Source organism: Shewanella sp. 4_MG-2023 (assembly GCF_030548015.1).
Taxonomy (GTDB): domain Bacteria; phylum Pseudomonadota; class Gammaproteobacteria; order Enterobacterales; family Shewanellaceae; genus Shewanella.
Genome location: NZ_JAUORL010000011.1, coordinates 38659 through 55732, shown reverse-complemented (window position 1 = coordinate 55732; position 17074 = coordinate 38659). Strand labels below are relative to the sequence as shown.

At 43.4% G+C, this 17074-nt stretch carries 15 protein-coding genes; all 15 read right to left on the bottom strand.

The genetic code is table 11. The features are described 5' to 3' along the window. Nucleotides 1-22: 22 nt before the first annotated feature. Nucleotides 23-364, bottom strand: coding sequence for a flagellar hook-basal body complex protein FliE (gene fliE, locus Q4546_RS08150; protein ID WP_102439486.1), 342 nt, complete (start codon nucleotides 362-364; stop codon nucleotides 23-25). A gap of 228 nt (nucleotides 365-592) precedes the next feature. Then, nucleotides 593-1936 carry a sigma-54 dependent transcriptional regulator gene (locus Q4546_RS08145; RefSeq protein WP_303446074.1) on the bottom strand — a complete coding sequence of 448 codons (1344 nt, stop codon included), beginning with the start codon at nucleotides 1934-1936 and terminating at the stop codon, nucleotides 593-595. Next, complete coding sequence (locus Q4546_RS08140; RefSeq protein ID WP_102439484.1) at nucleotides 1929-3104, bottom strand: PAS domain-containing sensor histidine kinase; 1176 nt, start codon at nucleotides 3102-3104, stop codon at nucleotides 1929-1931. The genes Q4546_RS08145 and Q4546_RS08140 overlap by 8 nt, the downstream gene beginning before the upstream one ends. A gap of 152 nt (nucleotides 3105-3256) precedes the next feature. Next, nucleotides 3257-4687: a sigma-54 dependent transcriptional regulator gene (locus tag Q4546_RS08135; RefSeq protein WP_102439483.1), complete on the bottom strand. Its 1431-nt coding sequence runs from the start codon at nucleotides 4685-4687 to the stop codon at nucleotides 3257-3259. A 399-nt stretch (nucleotides 4688-5086) separates the two neighbouring features. Further along, nucleotides 5087-5491 carry a flagellar export chaperone FliS gene (fliS, locus tag Q4546_RS08130; protein WP_102439482.1) on the bottom strand — a complete coding sequence of 135 codons (405 nt, stop codon included), beginning with the start codon at nucleotides 5489-5491 and terminating at the stop codon, nucleotides 5087-5089. A 6-nt stretch (nucleotides 5492-5497) separates the two neighbouring features. Beyond that, nucleotides 5498-5830 carry a hypothetical protein gene (locus Q4546_RS08125; RefSeq protein ID WP_102519859.1) on the bottom strand — a complete coding sequence of 111 codons (333 nt, stop codon included), beginning with the start codon at nucleotides 5828-5830 and terminating at the stop codon, nucleotides 5498-5500. A 101-nt stretch (nucleotides 5831-5931) separates the two neighbouring features. After that, nucleotides 5932-7299 carry a flagellar filament capping protein FliD gene (fliD, locus tag Q4546_RS08120; protein WP_303446073.1) on the bottom strand — a complete coding sequence of 456 codons (1368 nt, stop codon included), beginning with the start codon at nucleotides 7297-7299 and terminating at the stop codon, nucleotides 5932-5934. Nucleotides 7300-7377: 78 nt separating this feature from the next. Continuing rightward, nucleotides 7378-7773 (bottom strand): flagellar protein FlaG, encoded by a 396-nt coding sequence (locus tag Q4546_RS08115; RefSeq protein WP_303446072.1) that lies wholly within the window; start codon nucleotides 7771-7773, stop codon nucleotides 7378-7380. A 271-nt stretch (nucleotides 7774-8044) separates the two neighbouring features. Next, a complete protein-coding gene (locus Q4546_RS08110; RefSeq protein ID WP_303446071.1) occupies nucleotides 8045-9229 on the bottom strand; it encodes a flagellin in 1185 nt (394 codons plus the stop codon). 309 nt (nucleotides 9230-9538) lie between these two features. Next, complete coding sequence (locus Q4546_RS08105) at nucleotides 9539-10702, bottom strand: flagellin (protein WP_303446070.1); 1164 nt, start codon at nucleotides 10700-10702, stop codon at nucleotides 9539-9541. 283 nt (nucleotides 10703-10985) lie between these two features. Next, a complete protein-coding gene (gene flgL / locus Q4546_RS08100) occupies nucleotides 10986-12191 on the bottom strand; it encodes a flagellar hook-associated protein FlgL (protein WP_303446069.1) in 1206 nt (401 codons plus the stop codon). Between the two features lie 11 nt (nucleotides 12192-12202). After that, nucleotides 12203-14125: a flagellar hook-associated protein FlgK gene (flgK, locus tag Q4546_RS08095; RefSeq protein ID WP_102475409.1), complete on the bottom strand. Its 1923-nt coding sequence runs from the start codon at nucleotides 14123-14125 to the stop codon at nucleotides 12203-12205. After that, nucleotides 14125-15261, bottom strand: a complete 1137-nt coding sequence (gene flgJ, locus Q4546_RS08090; RefSeq protein ID WP_303446068.1) for a flagellar assembly peptidoglycan hydrolase FlgJ — start codon at nucleotides 15259-15261, stop codon at nucleotides 14125-14127. The genes flgK and flgJ overlap by 1 nt, the downstream gene beginning before the upstream one ends. A gap of 17 nt (nucleotides 15262-15278) precedes the next feature. Continuing rightward, on the bottom strand, nucleotides 15279-16376 hold the full coding sequence (locus Q4546_RS08085) for a flagellar basal body P-ring protein FlgI (RefSeq protein WP_102439329.1): 1098 nt from the start codon (nucleotides 16374-16376) through the stop codon (nucleotides 15279-15281). A gap of 10 nt (nucleotides 16377-16386) precedes the next feature. Beyond that, nucleotides 16387-17061: a flagellar basal body L-ring protein FlgH gene (gene flgH, locus Q4546_RS08080; protein WP_303446091.1), complete on the bottom strand. Its 675-nt coding sequence runs from the start codon at nucleotides 17059-17061 to the stop codon at nucleotides 16387-16389. Nucleotides 17062-17074: the final 13 nt, after the last annotated feature.

Below are 17074 nucleotides of genomic sequence, written 5' to 3'. Positions count from 1 at the left end.
CAACAATACTATTAACAAAAGCCTAAACAGGCATACTCATAATTTCTTTATACGCTTCTACAAGTTTGTTTCTCACTTGCACCGTTGCTTCAAATGCAACCCCGGCTTTTTCACGGGCAATCACGGTATCAGATAAGGTCACAGTGCTATCGCCCATCTCTAATCGGGTGGCTAAATTAGCTGAGTTTGATTGTAAATCAGCCACGCCACCAACCGCTTGAGATAACAATTGGCCAAAGTCAGCACCAGAAGTATTACCGACTTTTTGAATCATATCCGCTTGAATAGGTAAGCCAAGATTAGGCGAAATCTCACCCTTTAAGGATTGCATTTCTTGTAAAAAAGGATTTGAACTAATCTGCATTGTAAACTCCATTCGTCGGATATTTGACGACTTAAAAACAGTTACAATAGATTTAGCAAGTAGGATGCCAACAATAGCTTAAATACACTTAAGCCCATGAAAAGAGCTTAAAAACAACTTGAAAGGGTGAAAAATACACAAAATAGAACCGCTTTAGTATCATCAAAGCGGTTAAGCTAATATTTTAGAATTTAGAGTTAAGTATAACAATGAACTAAACGTCGATATTTAAGCAGGGACTTGAATACCTAAGTCACGCATTTTAGCCATTTTATAGCGCAATGTTCTGGCGCTAATTCCCAGCTTCTCAGCTACGTCTTTACGGCTACCATTACATAGATTTAAGGTTTCCAAAATAATCACATGCTCTTGAGCCTGCAGTTCGCCCCCAAGCCCGTCCGTTTCAGCAGCGGCCACGGGTTGCTCATTGGGGCTCAAAGTAACATCTTCAGCTTCAAGAATAATATCCGCGCCAGTTATCTCCTCGCCATTATTCAGTATCAAGGTGCGCTGAATAACATTATCCAGCTCACGGACATTACCTGGCCAGCGATAAGCCAATAAACGACGACAAGCTATCTCATCTAACTCTGGCACTGGTGAGACATTAAATGCCTTAGCATGCTTAACCAGCAAGTGCCTTGCTAAGGGTAAAATATCAGCCGGTCGTTGGTTTAATGCCGGCCAGGTTAGTGGAAATACATTAATGCGGTAATATAAATCTTCTCTAAATGCGCCCGATGTTGCCATGGACTTTAAATCACGGTTTGAAGTGGCAAGTACCCTCACATCAAGAGCTATGGTTTTACGGCCACCTAAACGCTCAACTTCACGCTCTTGCAGTACTCGCAACAATTTGGCTTGCAGCCCTAGCTCCATTTCAGAAATTTCATCAAGCAATATGGTGCCGCCTTGAGCCTGTTCAAATTTTCCAGGGCATGCCTGATAAGCGCCTGTAAAAGCGCCTTTTTCATAGCCAAATAAGGTGGCTTCAAGCATATTTTCAGGTATTGCTGCGCAATTAATGGCGATAAAAGGTTTTTCTGCTCGAGGGCTGTTTTGATGAATATAACGTGCTAGCACTTCTTTGCCCGATCCACTTGGCCCCATGATCATCACTGAAGCATCAGAGCTTGCCACCCGCTGGGCAATATTCAGTAGCGCCAAGCTTTTGTCATCGGCGACCACGGGTTGACCTAAATTTTGTTTAAGGGGTAAGTAGCGAGATACCTGATTTAACAACACTTCAGGCGCAAAAGGTTTAGCCAGATAATCCGCCGCACCAAGTTTTATGGCGCTAACCGCACTGTCAATGGTGGCAAAAGCGGTCATTAATAAAATGGGGACTTTACTATGGTTTTGCTGTAAATAGTTTAATAGCCCTAGCCCGCCAATACCTTCCATTTGCACATCACTGATAACCATATCAAACGTCGTGGTTTTCATGGTAATAATGGCCTCTTCTGCAGAGCCCACATCAACGCAGTCATATTGGGCTAACATCAAGGTATCAAGTAAGGCTTCACGCAGCGCAGCATCATCTTCAACTAACAGTAACTTGGCTTCACTCATGGGATCCCTCCACTATTTTTTTGGCTTGTTCCGTGTCTTTAGCCATAGGAAATGATAGTCGAATTAAGCTGCCTTTGTGCGGCTGCGATGTCACCTGTAATCTGCCGCCATGATTTCTCACCACGGTTTGCACTACCGCTAAGCCTAGGCCTGTCCCTTGGCTTTTAGTGGTAAAAAAAGGCTCCAATACTTGTTGCTGCATCTCTTTTGATAAACCCTTACCGTTATCAATCACATCGATATTAATGCCGTGTTCATCTTCGCCAGTCACAATCTGAATTTCTGTGGCATTGGCCTCTAGGCTGTTCATCACCAGATTGTTAATCGCCGAGCTTAAGGCATTCGTGTTAGCCATAATGTGTTTATCGGTTTGATCAATAAAGTGTAATTTACACTGTTTGTTTTCAACAATGGGCTCACAATTTGCCAGCACAGGCTCAATAATATCTGCAGTAGATGTCGACTCTGCGGCGCCATCTTGTTTGTTTCTTGCCATCAGTAGCATGTCATTAACTTGACGCTCTAGCTCATTAAGCCTATCGACTAACTTGCCTTGAAAACGCTTTTTAGCCGTATCATTTAATTTAGGGCTAGCAAGGTTTGATGCATATAACATCGCGGCCGATAATGGCGTTCTGACCTGATGCGCCAAGGTTGCCACCATTTTGCCCAGTGCTGATAAGCGCTGTAAATGAGAGAGGTTTTTCTGTAATAAGCGGGTTTCAGTTAAGTCAGTTAACACAATTAACTGCCCAGGCTCTGGCGACAGCGGAGTAATCGCCAGCTTTACTCGGCGGCCATCTTTTAGTGACACTTCATAACCGTCATCATCTTGGGGTGAAAAAGCGCGGTTAATAATGTCAAACCACTTGGCCCCTTGCAGCGGCCGGCCTAATAAGTCAGTTGCGACTGGGTTGGCCAAGGTCACAATACCGTCACCATTGATAATCACTACACCTGAAGGCATAGCTTGAAGAATATGCGCCATTTGATTAGACATATTAGCTGCCTTTTGCGGACGTGATGTTTCAGCTTGCAGATCGAGGTTCACTGATTGACGCAGTGTAATTGGCGCTGCTGGCGCCTCGCTGACAATTGCTGCAGGCTCGGCTAGTTTGTAGCTATCACAATACTGCGGCTGTTCTACTAGTGATTGCGCTGAATACATGGTCACTCCGTCAAAATAATAACTTTTCACAAGCTAATGCATGAGGTATGCCAGTTTCAGAACATTTATATTTCTGAAAACAAAAAAGCATGCCATAAGGCATGCTTTCTTTTCTTTTTCAATTAATTAAAGAACTTATACTCGTGAGTAATTTAATCCTTACCCATGCCATACTTACGCATTTTTTCAACCAAGGTGGTTCGGCGTATGCCTAACATTTCAGCGGCTCTGGCAACCACGTTATCTTGTTGCTCTAACGCTTGGCGGATCATGTCAATTTCAAGCTCTGCCAATAAATCCTTAAGGTTTACCCCTTCAGGCGGTAATTCACTTGGAAAGCGGGTATCAGGTAGCTCTATGGGTTCCTCATCACTGAAGATAGATGCTAATGCATCACGCTCTTGCTGCTCTTCACTGACTTCAACACAATACTCTGGCACATCGATATAACGATATTTTCTTGGTAAGTCATTCACATCAACCAAGCCACCAGGGAATAAAATCGTTAAACGCTCGACTAAATTCGACAGTTCGCGGACATTACCAGACCAATTATGGGCCTTTAATGATTCGATTGCGCGCTGGGTAAAGCGGATTTTACCGCGGCCTTCGTTAAAAACACGGCTCACAAGCTCTTGCAATAATAATGGCACATCATCACTGCGCTCACTTAATGAAGGCATTTCTATTGGAAACACATTCAAACGATAATATAAATCTTCTCGAAATTCATTTTCGCTGATCATGGTTTCTAAGTCACGGTGAGTGGCCGCAACAATGCGTACATCGGTATTGATGGTTTTAGAACCACCGACACGTTCGAATACTTTTTCTTGCAATACCCGCAGTAACTTTACTTGCATTTGCAGTGGCATGTCGCCGATTTCATCAAGAAACAGCGTGCCATTTTCAGCTAATTCAAAGCGGCCTTTACGGGTTGAAATCGCCCCAGTAAATGAGCCCTTTTCATGGCCAAATAGTTCACTTTCTAATAACTCAGGCGGAATGGCACCACAGTTGACCGGGATAAATGGTCCATCGCGGCGATCAGACATGTAATGAATATTACGGGCTACCACTTCTTTACCTGTGCCAGACTGACCCAGTACCAGCACGGTTGCGTCAGAGCTGGCCACTTGGCTAATAAGGTGTCTGACATTGGCAATACCTTCACTGCGGCCCACTAAACTTCTGAACAGTTTAGTTTGGTTAGCGCTGGTGGGTGTTTGCGGCTGTTTAGCTTGGCCATAGACTTGACAAAAATGCAGTAATTCGGTCAATTGCGGGTAGCTTATTGGCTCAGCAATGGTGCCTAATACGTTGCCACCATTAAGGTTACTTTCACCTGATAATAGCACTGGCTGCCAAGGCATTGATGACTTCACGCTTTTAATAAACTCAGCCGTGACTGACTGGGTATCAAGCACTAACGCCCGATAACGACAGTCTGCGGTTAATGAGGCAAGATCGTCTTTAGTAATTAGATGATACTTTTCATCTAAAAAATCAAAAATACAACAAAGACGAGAGACACGCTCAGAAGGGTCAGCAACAATTAATATTCGTTGTTCTATTTGCATCATTAAGAAGGCCAAAGCTCGAGTTATTATTATTTCACAGCCATTATCACGCTATACGAGATAAAACGGAAGTGCGACTTGATTGTGATTATTATATGCAATATGGATAAATATTTGGTGACAAACTTACCACAAATACATTAATACAACATCCTACCTATACGCTTTGGTTACACATAGTGTAAACACGGACATCTGCGCAATATAGTTTAAACGTTTTTATAAAATGAATATTGTATTATCAGCCAGTGAGAATCAAGTGACAAACCACAAAATTACAGCATCTCATTGATTTAATAAATTAACAGATGATTTAGTAAACAGATGCAAACAAACTGTTACCGGCTTTACGGCATTGAAAACCGACAAAAGGCGCTAAAAGCGCCTTTTGTTAATCAACACTTAACTAGCTTCAGAGGTTACTTGGTGCATTTCTTCTGGGATAGCATCCCAACCTTCTTTAATGGTTCGTAACAACCCCGCTACTTCATCAATGGCTTCAGCATCATTATTGATGTTGGCATCTGATAATCTGCGCAACATAAAGTCATATAACTGAGTTAAATTTCCGGCGACATCACCATCGGCTTCCATATTTAAACTGCCATTAAGCCCAGACACAATGCCAATAGCCTTACCCAATAACTCACCACGGCTGGCGATATCACCTTGATCAATGGCATATTTTGCTTGAGCAAGTCTTTCAAGTGCACCTGCTAATAACATTTGTATAATTCGGTGTGGCGACGCCACTGCCATGCCACTTTCGATTGATACCTTGCGATATGTCTGCAGTGAACCTCTCATAATTACCTACCTATTTGCATCTATAGATTTATATACGTTTATTTGGCGCTTAGCCGCATTGCCAGCCTGAAGTAATAGCTTGCGATGCTCTAACACTCTCGTAGCCTTTATAAATAAAGATTGAGTGTAATCAAACTGACTTTCAAGTACTGCTCTATCAGTAACGCTATCATCGTTAACTAACGCTTGAATGACAATTTCACGCCGCTGAATAAGTACCTGCAATTGTGATACCAACTCATCAACTTGTTCATCTTCCGGTTTAGCCTGTTCTATTTGCGTAATAGCGGAAAACGCTGCTGAATTGAGTTGTTCAAGTTCACTAAGGATGGGATTCACTGAGTACTCCAACGTAGGGGAAATAATGTTAAGCAGTATTTAGGGCTCAAAAGCGAGTTACATCGTCAAAGCATCGCCAAAGTAGCCCTATTGAATTTGTATTAAGTATTCTTCACCACACCAGGCATTGAATCTAAGGCATTAAACAAAGAGCTCGACTGGGAGTTAAGGCTTGCCACCACTAAATCCATCGCATTAAATTGTTTATATAAGCGATCACTTAATGACTCCATCCTTAGATTTAACGCTTCACGACTATCTTCAAGGCGAGACAACTGATTATTAACTGTTTCATCGCGGCCATCAATAATGCCACCTGTTTCTAAATAGCTTTCAACAAAGGTATCTAAGCGTGACGCTAGGCCAGTATCCTCAGTAATAAACATCTCTTTAATGCCGCCTTTATCGGCTTCAATGGCCTCTGATAATTTATCATCATCAATTTCTAGCAAGCCTTCACGAGTGGTGGTAATGCCAATATTCATTAGCATTTGTGAACCGCTACCTGAGCTGGTTTCAAAACTACTGGAAATAATATTTCTTAACTGACTTTGTAATGTACGAGTTAACGGATCACCCTGTAAAATACCGGACTCTTCAGTAGCAGGATCATAACGAGACAAATCCTGCATCGTGGTCATTAAGGCATTATAACTTTCCACAAAATCATTAATGGCAGTGGTAGCTTTATCGGTATCTTCATCCACGGTAATGGTGGTGGTTTTGCCAATATCAGCATCGGTTAACTCAAGGCTGACACCCGTTATCACATCACTGACATCATTTGAAGTAGAAGTAATCGTAACGCCATCAACGGTTAATACAGCATCTTGGGCTGGGGTAAGCTCAGTCATGGTAAAGGCATCAGCTAGGCCGGTGCCGCCATCGGTGTCAGTTGCGGTAACGGTAATTAAATTGTCAGTGCCAGTATTTTTAGCACCTAGAATAAGCTGCGGGCCATTATCACCGTTAATAATGGTGGCGGTGACCCCGTCATTATCTTCAGATGCGTTAATCTTTTCCATGATGTCAGTTAAGCTGTCTTCAGCGCCGACCTCAATATCAAAGCTGTCACTGCCGACACCAATGCTTAACGAACCTTCACCTATGGGGCTATCAGCATCTACAACAGCAGCTGAGCCAACTTTTTGACTCTGGGCTAATTGCTCGACAATGACTTGATATTTACCCGGTACTGCACTTTCATCTACCGTGGCGTTAAAATAATCGCTATTGGATTGCGACACTTTATGGCTGTCAAAGGTTGCAGATTCTGTCAGCACTTTAAGTGATGTTTGGAACTCTGACAGTGAGCTTTTTAGTAACCCAATACCGGATATTTGCGCATTTAGTTTGCCTTCAGTTGCATTGAAGGTGGCAATTTTACCGGCACTTTCAGCATCAACAAGCGCAGTAACAATACCTGCGATATCCATACCAGAACCAATACCAACTGATGTTAACCCCATTGCGACCTCTTTAATGCAATATCTGCTATCTAATTTGGAATAATCATAACTTTTATGATTATTGTTTTAAAACAATGACTACACTGCAGTTTCCATAAAAATACTGGCAATGTCTGTGAGCTTGCTCGCCATTTTTAATGCTTCTTCATTGGGAATTTGACGAATTAAATCACCAGTTTTAACGTCAATAACTTTAACCACCGCCAACCCTGACTCTTCATCAATATTAAAGGCTAAGCTTTTTTGCATTAGCGATAATTGCTGATTAATATCATCAACTGCTTGCTGTAATTGTTCAGCGTCGGCTTTAGCCGTTTCATTGACTTTATCTGTGGTGCGCGCCACATCGCCGGCTTTTTGAATGCCCTCTTCAGCCAGTGCGGTTGATGCTTGGGCGGCATTTTTTTCCGCAAGGGTTGCTAAACTATCTTTACGCACTGCAGCATTGGCCACATTGGTGATATTGACATCCATGATGCACCTCAACAAACTCAATAACTCAAGCAATTAATGTGCCAACCAAGAGGGTGGCGATAAAAGGCAACAAGTAGAAAAACCACAATCGATTTAACTTAGTTACCAATGCGATAATTGCCACACATAAACAGTCACCCAAACAAGTGACCAATCATTCACTTTGCTAAAAAGCACAAAGGGAGAATCGTTGCCGAGTCTCCCTTTAATTCTAATCTTAGCGTAATGCTAGTGCGTTATTAGCGCGATGTTAATTAACGCTTCGATGTCATTATAAAAGAGACAATGCCGTTTGCGGTAACTGGTTAGCTTGCGACAGCATCGCTGAAGACGTTTGTGACAGAATTTGCTGCTTAGTTAACTGCGCCGTTTCTGAAGCAAAATCCACATCTTGAATACGACTGCGGGCATCAGTTACGTTAGCTTGAATATTGCCTAAGTTATTAATGGTGAAGTTCATCCGATTTTGCACCGCACCTAAGTCGGCACGTTGACTATCGATGGTTGCTAGTGCCGAATCAATAACAGCGATAGCATTCTGCGAGCCTGCATAATCAGAAATATCAATGTCGTTTACACTCACATCATCAGAAGTACCTGTAAGTGCAAAAGCTCCTGTACCGGCTAAAGCCAAATCTGTTGTATCTGAAGGGTCCATGTTTAACGCGCCCTCAAACACTACCCCGTCACCAGCATCATTAACTCTTGCGTATACCCCTAAAGGTTCAGAAAAACCATTCAAAGCTTGGTTATATGCATCAGCAGCTGCTGCCGCATCAGTTTCACTTGCCATCTTAGAAAAATCCACAGTCATGTCAGTTGTATTACCATCTTTATCTGTATAAGTGAATTTTTCAGTTGTTAGTGGAGTTCCAGAATTAAAAATAGTCACTAAATTGGTATCAGTAACAACTGAAGCCGTTGAGTTGACTGCGTCTTGGCTTGTTGTTAATGCATCTGCAGAGATATCACCCAAAGTCACAGAAATGGTTTCATTGGCATTTGAGCCAACCTGGAATGATTGCGTACCGTAATTACCATTCAATAATTTCTGGCCACCAAAAGAAGTGGTATCAGCAATACGGGTTAATTCAGTTTGCAGTGAGCTTACTTCTTTTTGCATTGCTTCGCGGTCAGCAGCAGAGTTTGAACCGTTAGCCGATTGCAATGATAAATCACGCATACGCTGTAAAATATTGGTTGACTCGCTCATAGCGCCTTCAGCAGTTTGCGCAATTGAGATACCGTCATTGGCGTTACGCATTGCGACACCAATACCGTTAACCTGACTAGTCATACGGTTTGAAATTTGTAAACCGGCGGCGTCATCTTTAGCGCTGTTAATGCGCAAACCTGATGATAAACGCTCCATTGAGGTTTGCAGACCGCCATTGGCACCGTTTAATGAGTTCTGAGCCTTCATTGAAGTGACGTTAGTATTAACTGAAATAGCCATGTATTGCCTCTCTTATATTTAATAGTGCCTGCCACTCAGGTCAGACGATACTTATCTTCGACAAATACTGTAACGGCGGCGACTAAAAAAGCTTTAGCAAAAAATTAAAACTTTTTATTAAATTCAATTAAAAAAGGCGATTTAACGCGCAATAAACTCGCTTAAACGACTATTTTAGCAACAGCATTTAAAAAGCTTAAATGCAAAAAAGCAGCCTATAAAGGCTGCTTTGATTTTAAGCTCAGCAAATTAATTAAAGCGATTACACTGCGCTTATAGTTATTCCTTAACTCGCTAGCTAAATAGTTATTAACCTAGCAATGACAAGGCAGTTTGTGGCAACTGGTTTGCCTGAGTCAACATCGCTGATGAGGTTTGTGACAGAATTTGCTGCTTAGTTAACTGCGCCGTTTCTGAAGCAAAATCCACATCTTGAATACGACTGCGGGCATCAGTTACGTTAGCTTGAATATTGCTTAAGTTATTAATGGTGAAGTTCATCCGATTTTGCACCGCACCTAAATCGGCACGTTGGCCATCAATTTCAGAAATGGCAGCATCAATAACTGTGACCGCATTTTGTGAACCCGCATAAGATGTAATATCAATGTCATTTACGGCAGTATTACCAGAATCCGCTGCACCGATAGTAAAGGCTGCTGAAGGGGCCGTAGCTTCAGTCAAAGCTAATGTACTTTCATTATTTAAAATACCTTTCATACTGAATCCAGTACCTGCAGCATCAAGCTCCGCAAACACTCCTGTAGCCTGTGACGCTCCATTTAAAGCATTATTAATTGCGTCGACCGCACCAGCCGCATCTGTTACTTTCGAAAAGTCAACGGCTAAATCTTCAGTTGCAGCAGTAGTATTTACTTTATATGCAAAAGAAAAAGTTGTATCAGCAATGACTGCTGTAGTTTCTGTAGCATCATAAGTACCAACAACACTCTTACCTTCCTTTCCAATTGCATCAGCAGAGATATCACTAAGGCTTACTGAAATGGTTTCATTGGCATTTGAACCCACTTGGAATGATTGTGTGCCGTAATTACCATTCAATAATTTCTGGCCACCAAAAGAAGTGGTATCAGCAATACGGGTTAACTCTGTTTGCAATGCACCTAATTCTTTTTGCATTGCATCACGATCAGCTGATGAATTTGAGCCATTGGCTGATTGCAGTGACAAATCACGCATACGTTGCAAGATGTTGGTGGATTCTTGCATCGCGCCTTCAGCGGTTTGCGCAATTGAGATACCGTCATTGGCATTACGCATTGCCACCCCGATACCATTGATTTGGCTGGTCATACGGTTTGAAATTTGCAGGCCTGCTGCATCATCTTTAGCGCTGTTAATGCGCAGGCCAGATGATAAACGCTCCATTGAGGTTTGCAGGTTGCCATTAGCGCCATTTAAACTGTTTTGCGCTTTCATTGCGGTGACGTTGGTATTAACTGAAATAGCCATGATACTTTCCTTTTTTAGTAGCATTGCCAAGGCTAAGCGCTTGGCTAAACTTGTTAATAAAGTTATTGACCCAGCCGCTCTATCCCTATTGATTTGCGGCTGAAAACGGTTGACTCAATAACCTTTAAACAAAATTAAATGAATAAATTAACATTAAAAGTTGTTGTTAGCTTTTGGGTATTGGTTGCTATTTTATTTGGGCTTTTATTGATAAAACGATTAGTTATATCAGCCTATAAAACACCCTTACCCAATGACTGACATTGCAGTTTCATCGCGCTTGTTAAATGTAATCAAACAAGCTCGTTGAACCCACCTTGCTGAAAACACTTGATACGGCATTAAGTGCTAACTGCTGTTTTTCAAACTCAATAATGGCTTCGGCATAATCTAAATCTTCTAACATCGACAAGGCTGATGCGTTGATCACCTTCTCGTCGGTGTGATTCGATTTGTACTGGTCCATTACTTTTAAGCTGTTGCCAACCTCACCGCGCTTAGCGCTCATTTGATTGACACCACTATCGATATTATTCAACAACTGTGCCAACTCCGCTTTACCTTGTGGGGTTTGTATCTTGTCGCCACTTTGCAGCAAGCTAATTGCCTGGCTAAAACTGTCTAAAATACTGACCTCAGCCATAGGCTCAAGGGTAAAACTGTCGCCCGCCATCGGCTCGCCATCTAGCTTTACTTCCATGCCATTTATCTTAATTGGCATTGAACTATCAAAATCTGCCACTGTTGTCAGTACGTTATTGGCGCTATCTCTGACTTCAACATCCACCCCACCTGCGCCATTGTCGATAAAAGCAAACTGATAAGTATCTGCAATATGTGCTGCACTATCGGTAATTTTGGCGCTATCGACGCTAAACTCACCTTGCTGGCCTGCCATATAATTGGCGCTATAATCGCCCATGGCATTGAGCGCGTTCATAAAAACAGCATCACCGGGCATATTGGTATCAGTGAGTACCCCTGAGGCAATAATGCTTTCGCGGGTGCCTGAGTCGCCGTTGTAAATAATTTGACCATTGGCATCAAACTCAAATGGTGCGCTGCCAGTTTTATTGCCAGCAAATAAGTAATTGCCTGACTCATCTTTTTTGTTGGCAATGGCCAACATTTGATCGAGCGTTTTTTGCATTTCATCGGCAATAGTTTGCCGCTCGTTGTCGGTCATGCTGCCGTTTGAGCCACGCAATAATTGCTCTTTCATGCTGCCAGCTAAATTATCTAAATCCCCCAGTAAGGTTTCTGTTTGATTAAGGTGGTTTTCACCGTAATCAATATTTCTTAAATACTGATCAACTAAGTTATTTTGCTGGTTTAACTTATCGATACCAATGGCGGCCACGGGGTCATCACCGGCGGTATTAATTTTTTTGCCTGTGGCTAATTGCTCAAGGATTTTACTGGTCTCAGATTGGCCTTTGGCTATGCTGTAGCTGTTTTGCTGAAACATTTGCGCCGTTGAAATTCGCATAATTAATTCTCCTAGCGAACTGAGCTAAGTAATGAGTCAAACATCTGCTGGGCAGTTGTCATGATGCGAGCTGAAGCTTGATACGATTGCTGAAAGCGCATTAAATTGGCCGCTTCTTCATCTAAATTTACCCCAGACTCACTTTGCACTCGGTTATAGGCTTGCTGATACATGGCATCATTTGAGGCCAAGCTCACCGCTGCAGCTTGCGTTTTGCTGCCGATATCCAGTTTGGTGCCTTCAAACACCCCGGTTAAGGTGGTTGAGCCATTATTCATAATGTTGGCATCGGCCAATTGCGCCATAGCAACCGCATTACTGTTGTCGCCTTCGGCAAAGGACAAATCAAAGCTATAGCTGTCAGTGACACCTGCTGAAGATGAGTCGTTAATTTCAAAACTAAAACCAAAGCCGGTGTCAATTTGCGGCGGGGTAAACGGCGCTGATGGCCCAACGATAGTTCCGTTGGCATCCAGTACTTGAAAAGTATTTTTAGCGGTATCAATTTTAACGGTAAGCTCACTACCCGTTTCAGGGAAGCTGGCATGAGTTCGGTCAATGTCTGTGAGCTTTACACTGGTGTTACCTGAGTTGCCTGAGTCAGCTGAGATATTAGGCCCTGCTGCAGCTATGCCTCTTGGATCTGTCATTGCCACATTGAGCCCTGCTGCAGCGCCCGCATTAGGTCTAATTTCAAAACGGTCGCCATCAGCAAAACTGCCAGCATCAATTTCAATACTAAAACCATTGCCGCCTTCAAGCTGATTGCCATTAAGGGTTAGTGGCTCAACTTTGCCTGTTTGGGTGTCTTTAAGCTCATAGGTGTTTGGCGCAGTGAAAGATAATTCGTATGCGCTGCCGGTTAATTGGCCTACATCGTCAATATTAACTTTCAGATTGGCGTCACCAGTGTTGGTACTGTAGGCACCGACTCGACCTGCGGCCATGCTGGGGTCGTTAATATCAGTAAAAATATTGCTGCCAATATTGCCGTCTAGGTCAAAACCATTTTGCTGCATTTGGTTAAAGGCATCTGCCACGCCTAAGGCCAGTTGCCCTAGCTCTTGAGAGGCTGGAATTAAGGTTTGATCACGAAAGTTAAATAACTCGCCTAATTGGCCACCTAATTTAGAGCCGTCAATCACTAACGTGCTATTACCGGTTGATGTGGTTAGCCTTGGCTCATTCGAAAAGGGATCGCCTGTAGTGGTGCCGACTTGCATCGCCACTTCACCGGACACTAGCATCACTGAGCCGCCGAGCATGACGCTTTTAGCGCCATTATCTAGCGGGATAACATTAACTTCAGAATATTCGCTTAGCTCTAAAATCAGCGCATCTTGTCGGTCTAATAATTGGCTGTCAGCCCCTGGCGACTTCATGATCTCGAGGTTGATGTTGGCAAGCTCAGTACTGATCTCATTAATGCGATCAGCAACCGCGCCGATTTGCGCATTGGTTTGCTTCATTTGCGAGTCAAGGTGGCTTTGCATTTGATTAAGGCTGTTAGCCACTTGCCCGGCAGAGCTAAGCATGTTGTTACGCATACCGAGATCTGTCGGTAAATCGCCAACATTATTAATGCTGGTAAAAAAGTCATTTAAACTGGCTGGCACCATGGCGCCAATTTGCGAGAACAGCTGATCCATTTCGTTCATTTTGCTGTAACGGGTTTCAGCACCACTCATGGAGGTTTGGCCAATGCGCAGCTCTCTTGCGGCATATTCGTTATAAACCCTTTTCACATCAGATACGTAAGTACCTGTACCATAAAAGCTACTACCGATTTGTTGGGACCCTAATGACGATTGCTCTGCAACTTGGCGGTGATAGCCCACGGTATTGGCATTGGCAATGTTATTACTGGTGACGCCCATTTGCGATTGGGCTGCCATAACACCTGAACGGGCAATGTTTAATAAATCGATAGCCATTAGTTAGTCTCTTTTGGTAATACGGACTTAAGTCCATTGGTTACTGACTCCATGACTTTCAACACTTTATTGGCGTATTGAGGATCAGTTGCGTAACCTGCTTGTTGTAGGGCATGAATAAATTTGGCGGGCTGTGCTGCCACTTTTTTGGCTTCTTGGTAGCGCTCGCCATTGGAGATGAATGACACAAAGTCATTAAAGCTTTGTTCAACGTTGTCGTACATTCTGAAGTCTGCTTGTTGTTTTACTGCCACCCCTTGCTCAAACTCTAAGGTGTTGACTGAGGTTTTATCGCCGTCCCAGCGTCTGTCGGCTTTGATATTAAACAAGTTGTTGCTGGCTGTGCCGTCATCACGACGGATCATTTTTTGACCCCAGCCAGTTTCTAATGCCGATTGCGCCAGTAATACTTCAGGGGTGGTGCCAAGCTGTTTCGCGGCCTTTTCAGCATGGGGATAAAGCACTGAGACAAAATGTTGCGGGCTGTCAAACTGATTCGGCGTTGGTGCCATCGATTGCGGCAAGCTATTGCCACTAGTGGCAACACGATCACCAGCCAAAACTTGATCTAATTCTTGGCTATCAATTATCGGCTTAGCCATTGCAGCGTTCGCAGTTGAGATATTAACAGTTGAGTGATCAGACATTGAGTGATTAGGCATTGTGTGGTTAAACATTGACTGATCAGCCTCTGAGCGCTCAGGGGCAGAATTTGCACTCACCACTGTGCTAAGAAAATCTACCGGCTTATTCGTAGAGTTAACTAATGACTGTGTACTGTTAGCGTCAATATTACCGCGCAGCACTGAGGCTGGGGTAAAACCGCTTTCTTGGGGAGAAAGTTGCTGCACCATCATGTCTGCGATGCCCAACATACCTTTGTTTGATAAATCCACCGACATTTGTTGATCGCGCATGTTTTCAAAAAATTCGGTGGTTTCACTGTTCATCGGGCTGTCTGATTTAAAGACTGCGTTAGCTTCACGCATACTTTTCATCAGCATTTGAATAAATATCCCTTCAAACTGTTTGGCGACTTCTTGTAATGCCGCCTTCTCGTCTTTCTGGGCCTTGGAACGTAATGAATCTAGTCCCCCTAGATCCAGATAGTTCGATGAATTTGACAGCTTTTCCATAGTCATACCGACAATTTTTAGATGATGATAAGCTCTCCATGCAAAGCGCCTGCCATCTTTAACGCTTCTAATATTGCCAGTACATCTGAAGGGGCAGCGCCCACCAAATTTACCGCTCTGACTAGCTCATCGAGCGAGGTGCCAGGGTCAAATAAAAACATTCGGCTATCGTCTTGGGCAACATCTATGGTGCTATCGGTTGTAACAACCGTTTGACCATCCGAAAACGGATTAGGTTGTGATACTTGGGTCGCTTCAGCAATGGTGACGGTTAAGCCACCATGGGTCACAGCTGCTGGCATTAAGCGTACATTTTGCCCCACCACTATGGTGCCCGTACGCGAATTGACTATCACTTTGGCTGACTCATCGGCCATATCAACTTGAATGTTTTCAAGGGTCGATAAAAATGACACTCTTTGGGATGCATCACGAGGCGCACTCACTTGCACCGAGGTAGCATCAAGCGCCCTTGCCATACCGGGGCCAAGCAAATCATTAATGGCTTGTTCCATGTTTTTGGCGGTTGAAAAATCTGCACGGCGCAAGTTAAAGGTGAGGTGATCGCCACTGGCAAAAGGTGACATCACGCTGCGCTCCACAATAGCGCCGCTAGGAATACGCCCAACGGTAGGAGTATTTTGTATCACCCGTGAACCGTCTTGACCTTCTGCGCTAAAGCCACTGACCACCAAGGTGCCTTGGGCAATGGCGTAAACATTACCATCAACCCCTTTTAAGAAGGTTTGCAGCAAGGTGCCGCCACGTAAGCTTTTTGCTTCACCAATACTTGATACCGTGATGTCAAGATTTTGACCGGGCTTAATAAAGGCAGGCATTTCTGCATGCACGGCTACCACAGCGGCATTTTTGGTTTTAGGGTTAACATTATCGGCTAAATTAATGCCGAAGTTTTTTAGCATGGTTCTAAAGGTTTGTTCGGTATAACGGGTTTTTTCACCTGTGCCGGGTAACCCCACCACTAAGCCATAACCAATTAATTGGTTACTTCGCACCCCTTGGACATTGGCAATATCTTTAATGCGCTGGGCTTGAATTGGCTGTGACAGCAACACCATGCTGAGCAATAATAAAATGAGGGATTTGATTTTCATGGTTAACTCCTTAGAAAGGCCACCATTGGCCCATAAAGAAGGAGCTTAACCAACCCACTTTTTGGACATCGGCAAAAGTGCCGGTACCGCTATATTGAATCCGAGCATTGGCAACACGGGTGGATTCAACGGTATTATCAGGAGTGATATCTTGACTACGTACCATGCCAGTAACGCGAATAAACTCATCACCATTATTAATTGAAATCCACTTTTCGCCGCGAATAATTAAATTGCCATTGTTAAGCACTTGCATGACATTGGCTGAGATGCTGCCGTCTAAACTGTTTGACTGATCGGCATCTGACTCACGCTTGGTATTCATGTCATCTGAATAACGAAAATCTAGCGGAATTCCTTTAATCGACAGATTGCTGCCACCGGCATAAACCGGATCGACGCTTAAATCAGAGCCTCTTTTAATTTCGTTATTGGCACTTTTCTTCGCTTGGGTCGACTCATTAAGCAATACGGTAATAATGTCACCCACTTTGTGGGCACGAATATCCGAGTACAAACTGGATGATTGATGATCCATGTAAATTGAACCCGTTGACACCATTTGGGTTGGCGGCGCTTCTGGGTAAACAGGCGCATAAAATGGATCATCGGCTATGGGTTTTTGCTGAGTTGAGCTGCAACCCAGCATCACAAATGCTGATGCTAAGACTAAAACCTTATTCATCATCCCCTCTCTT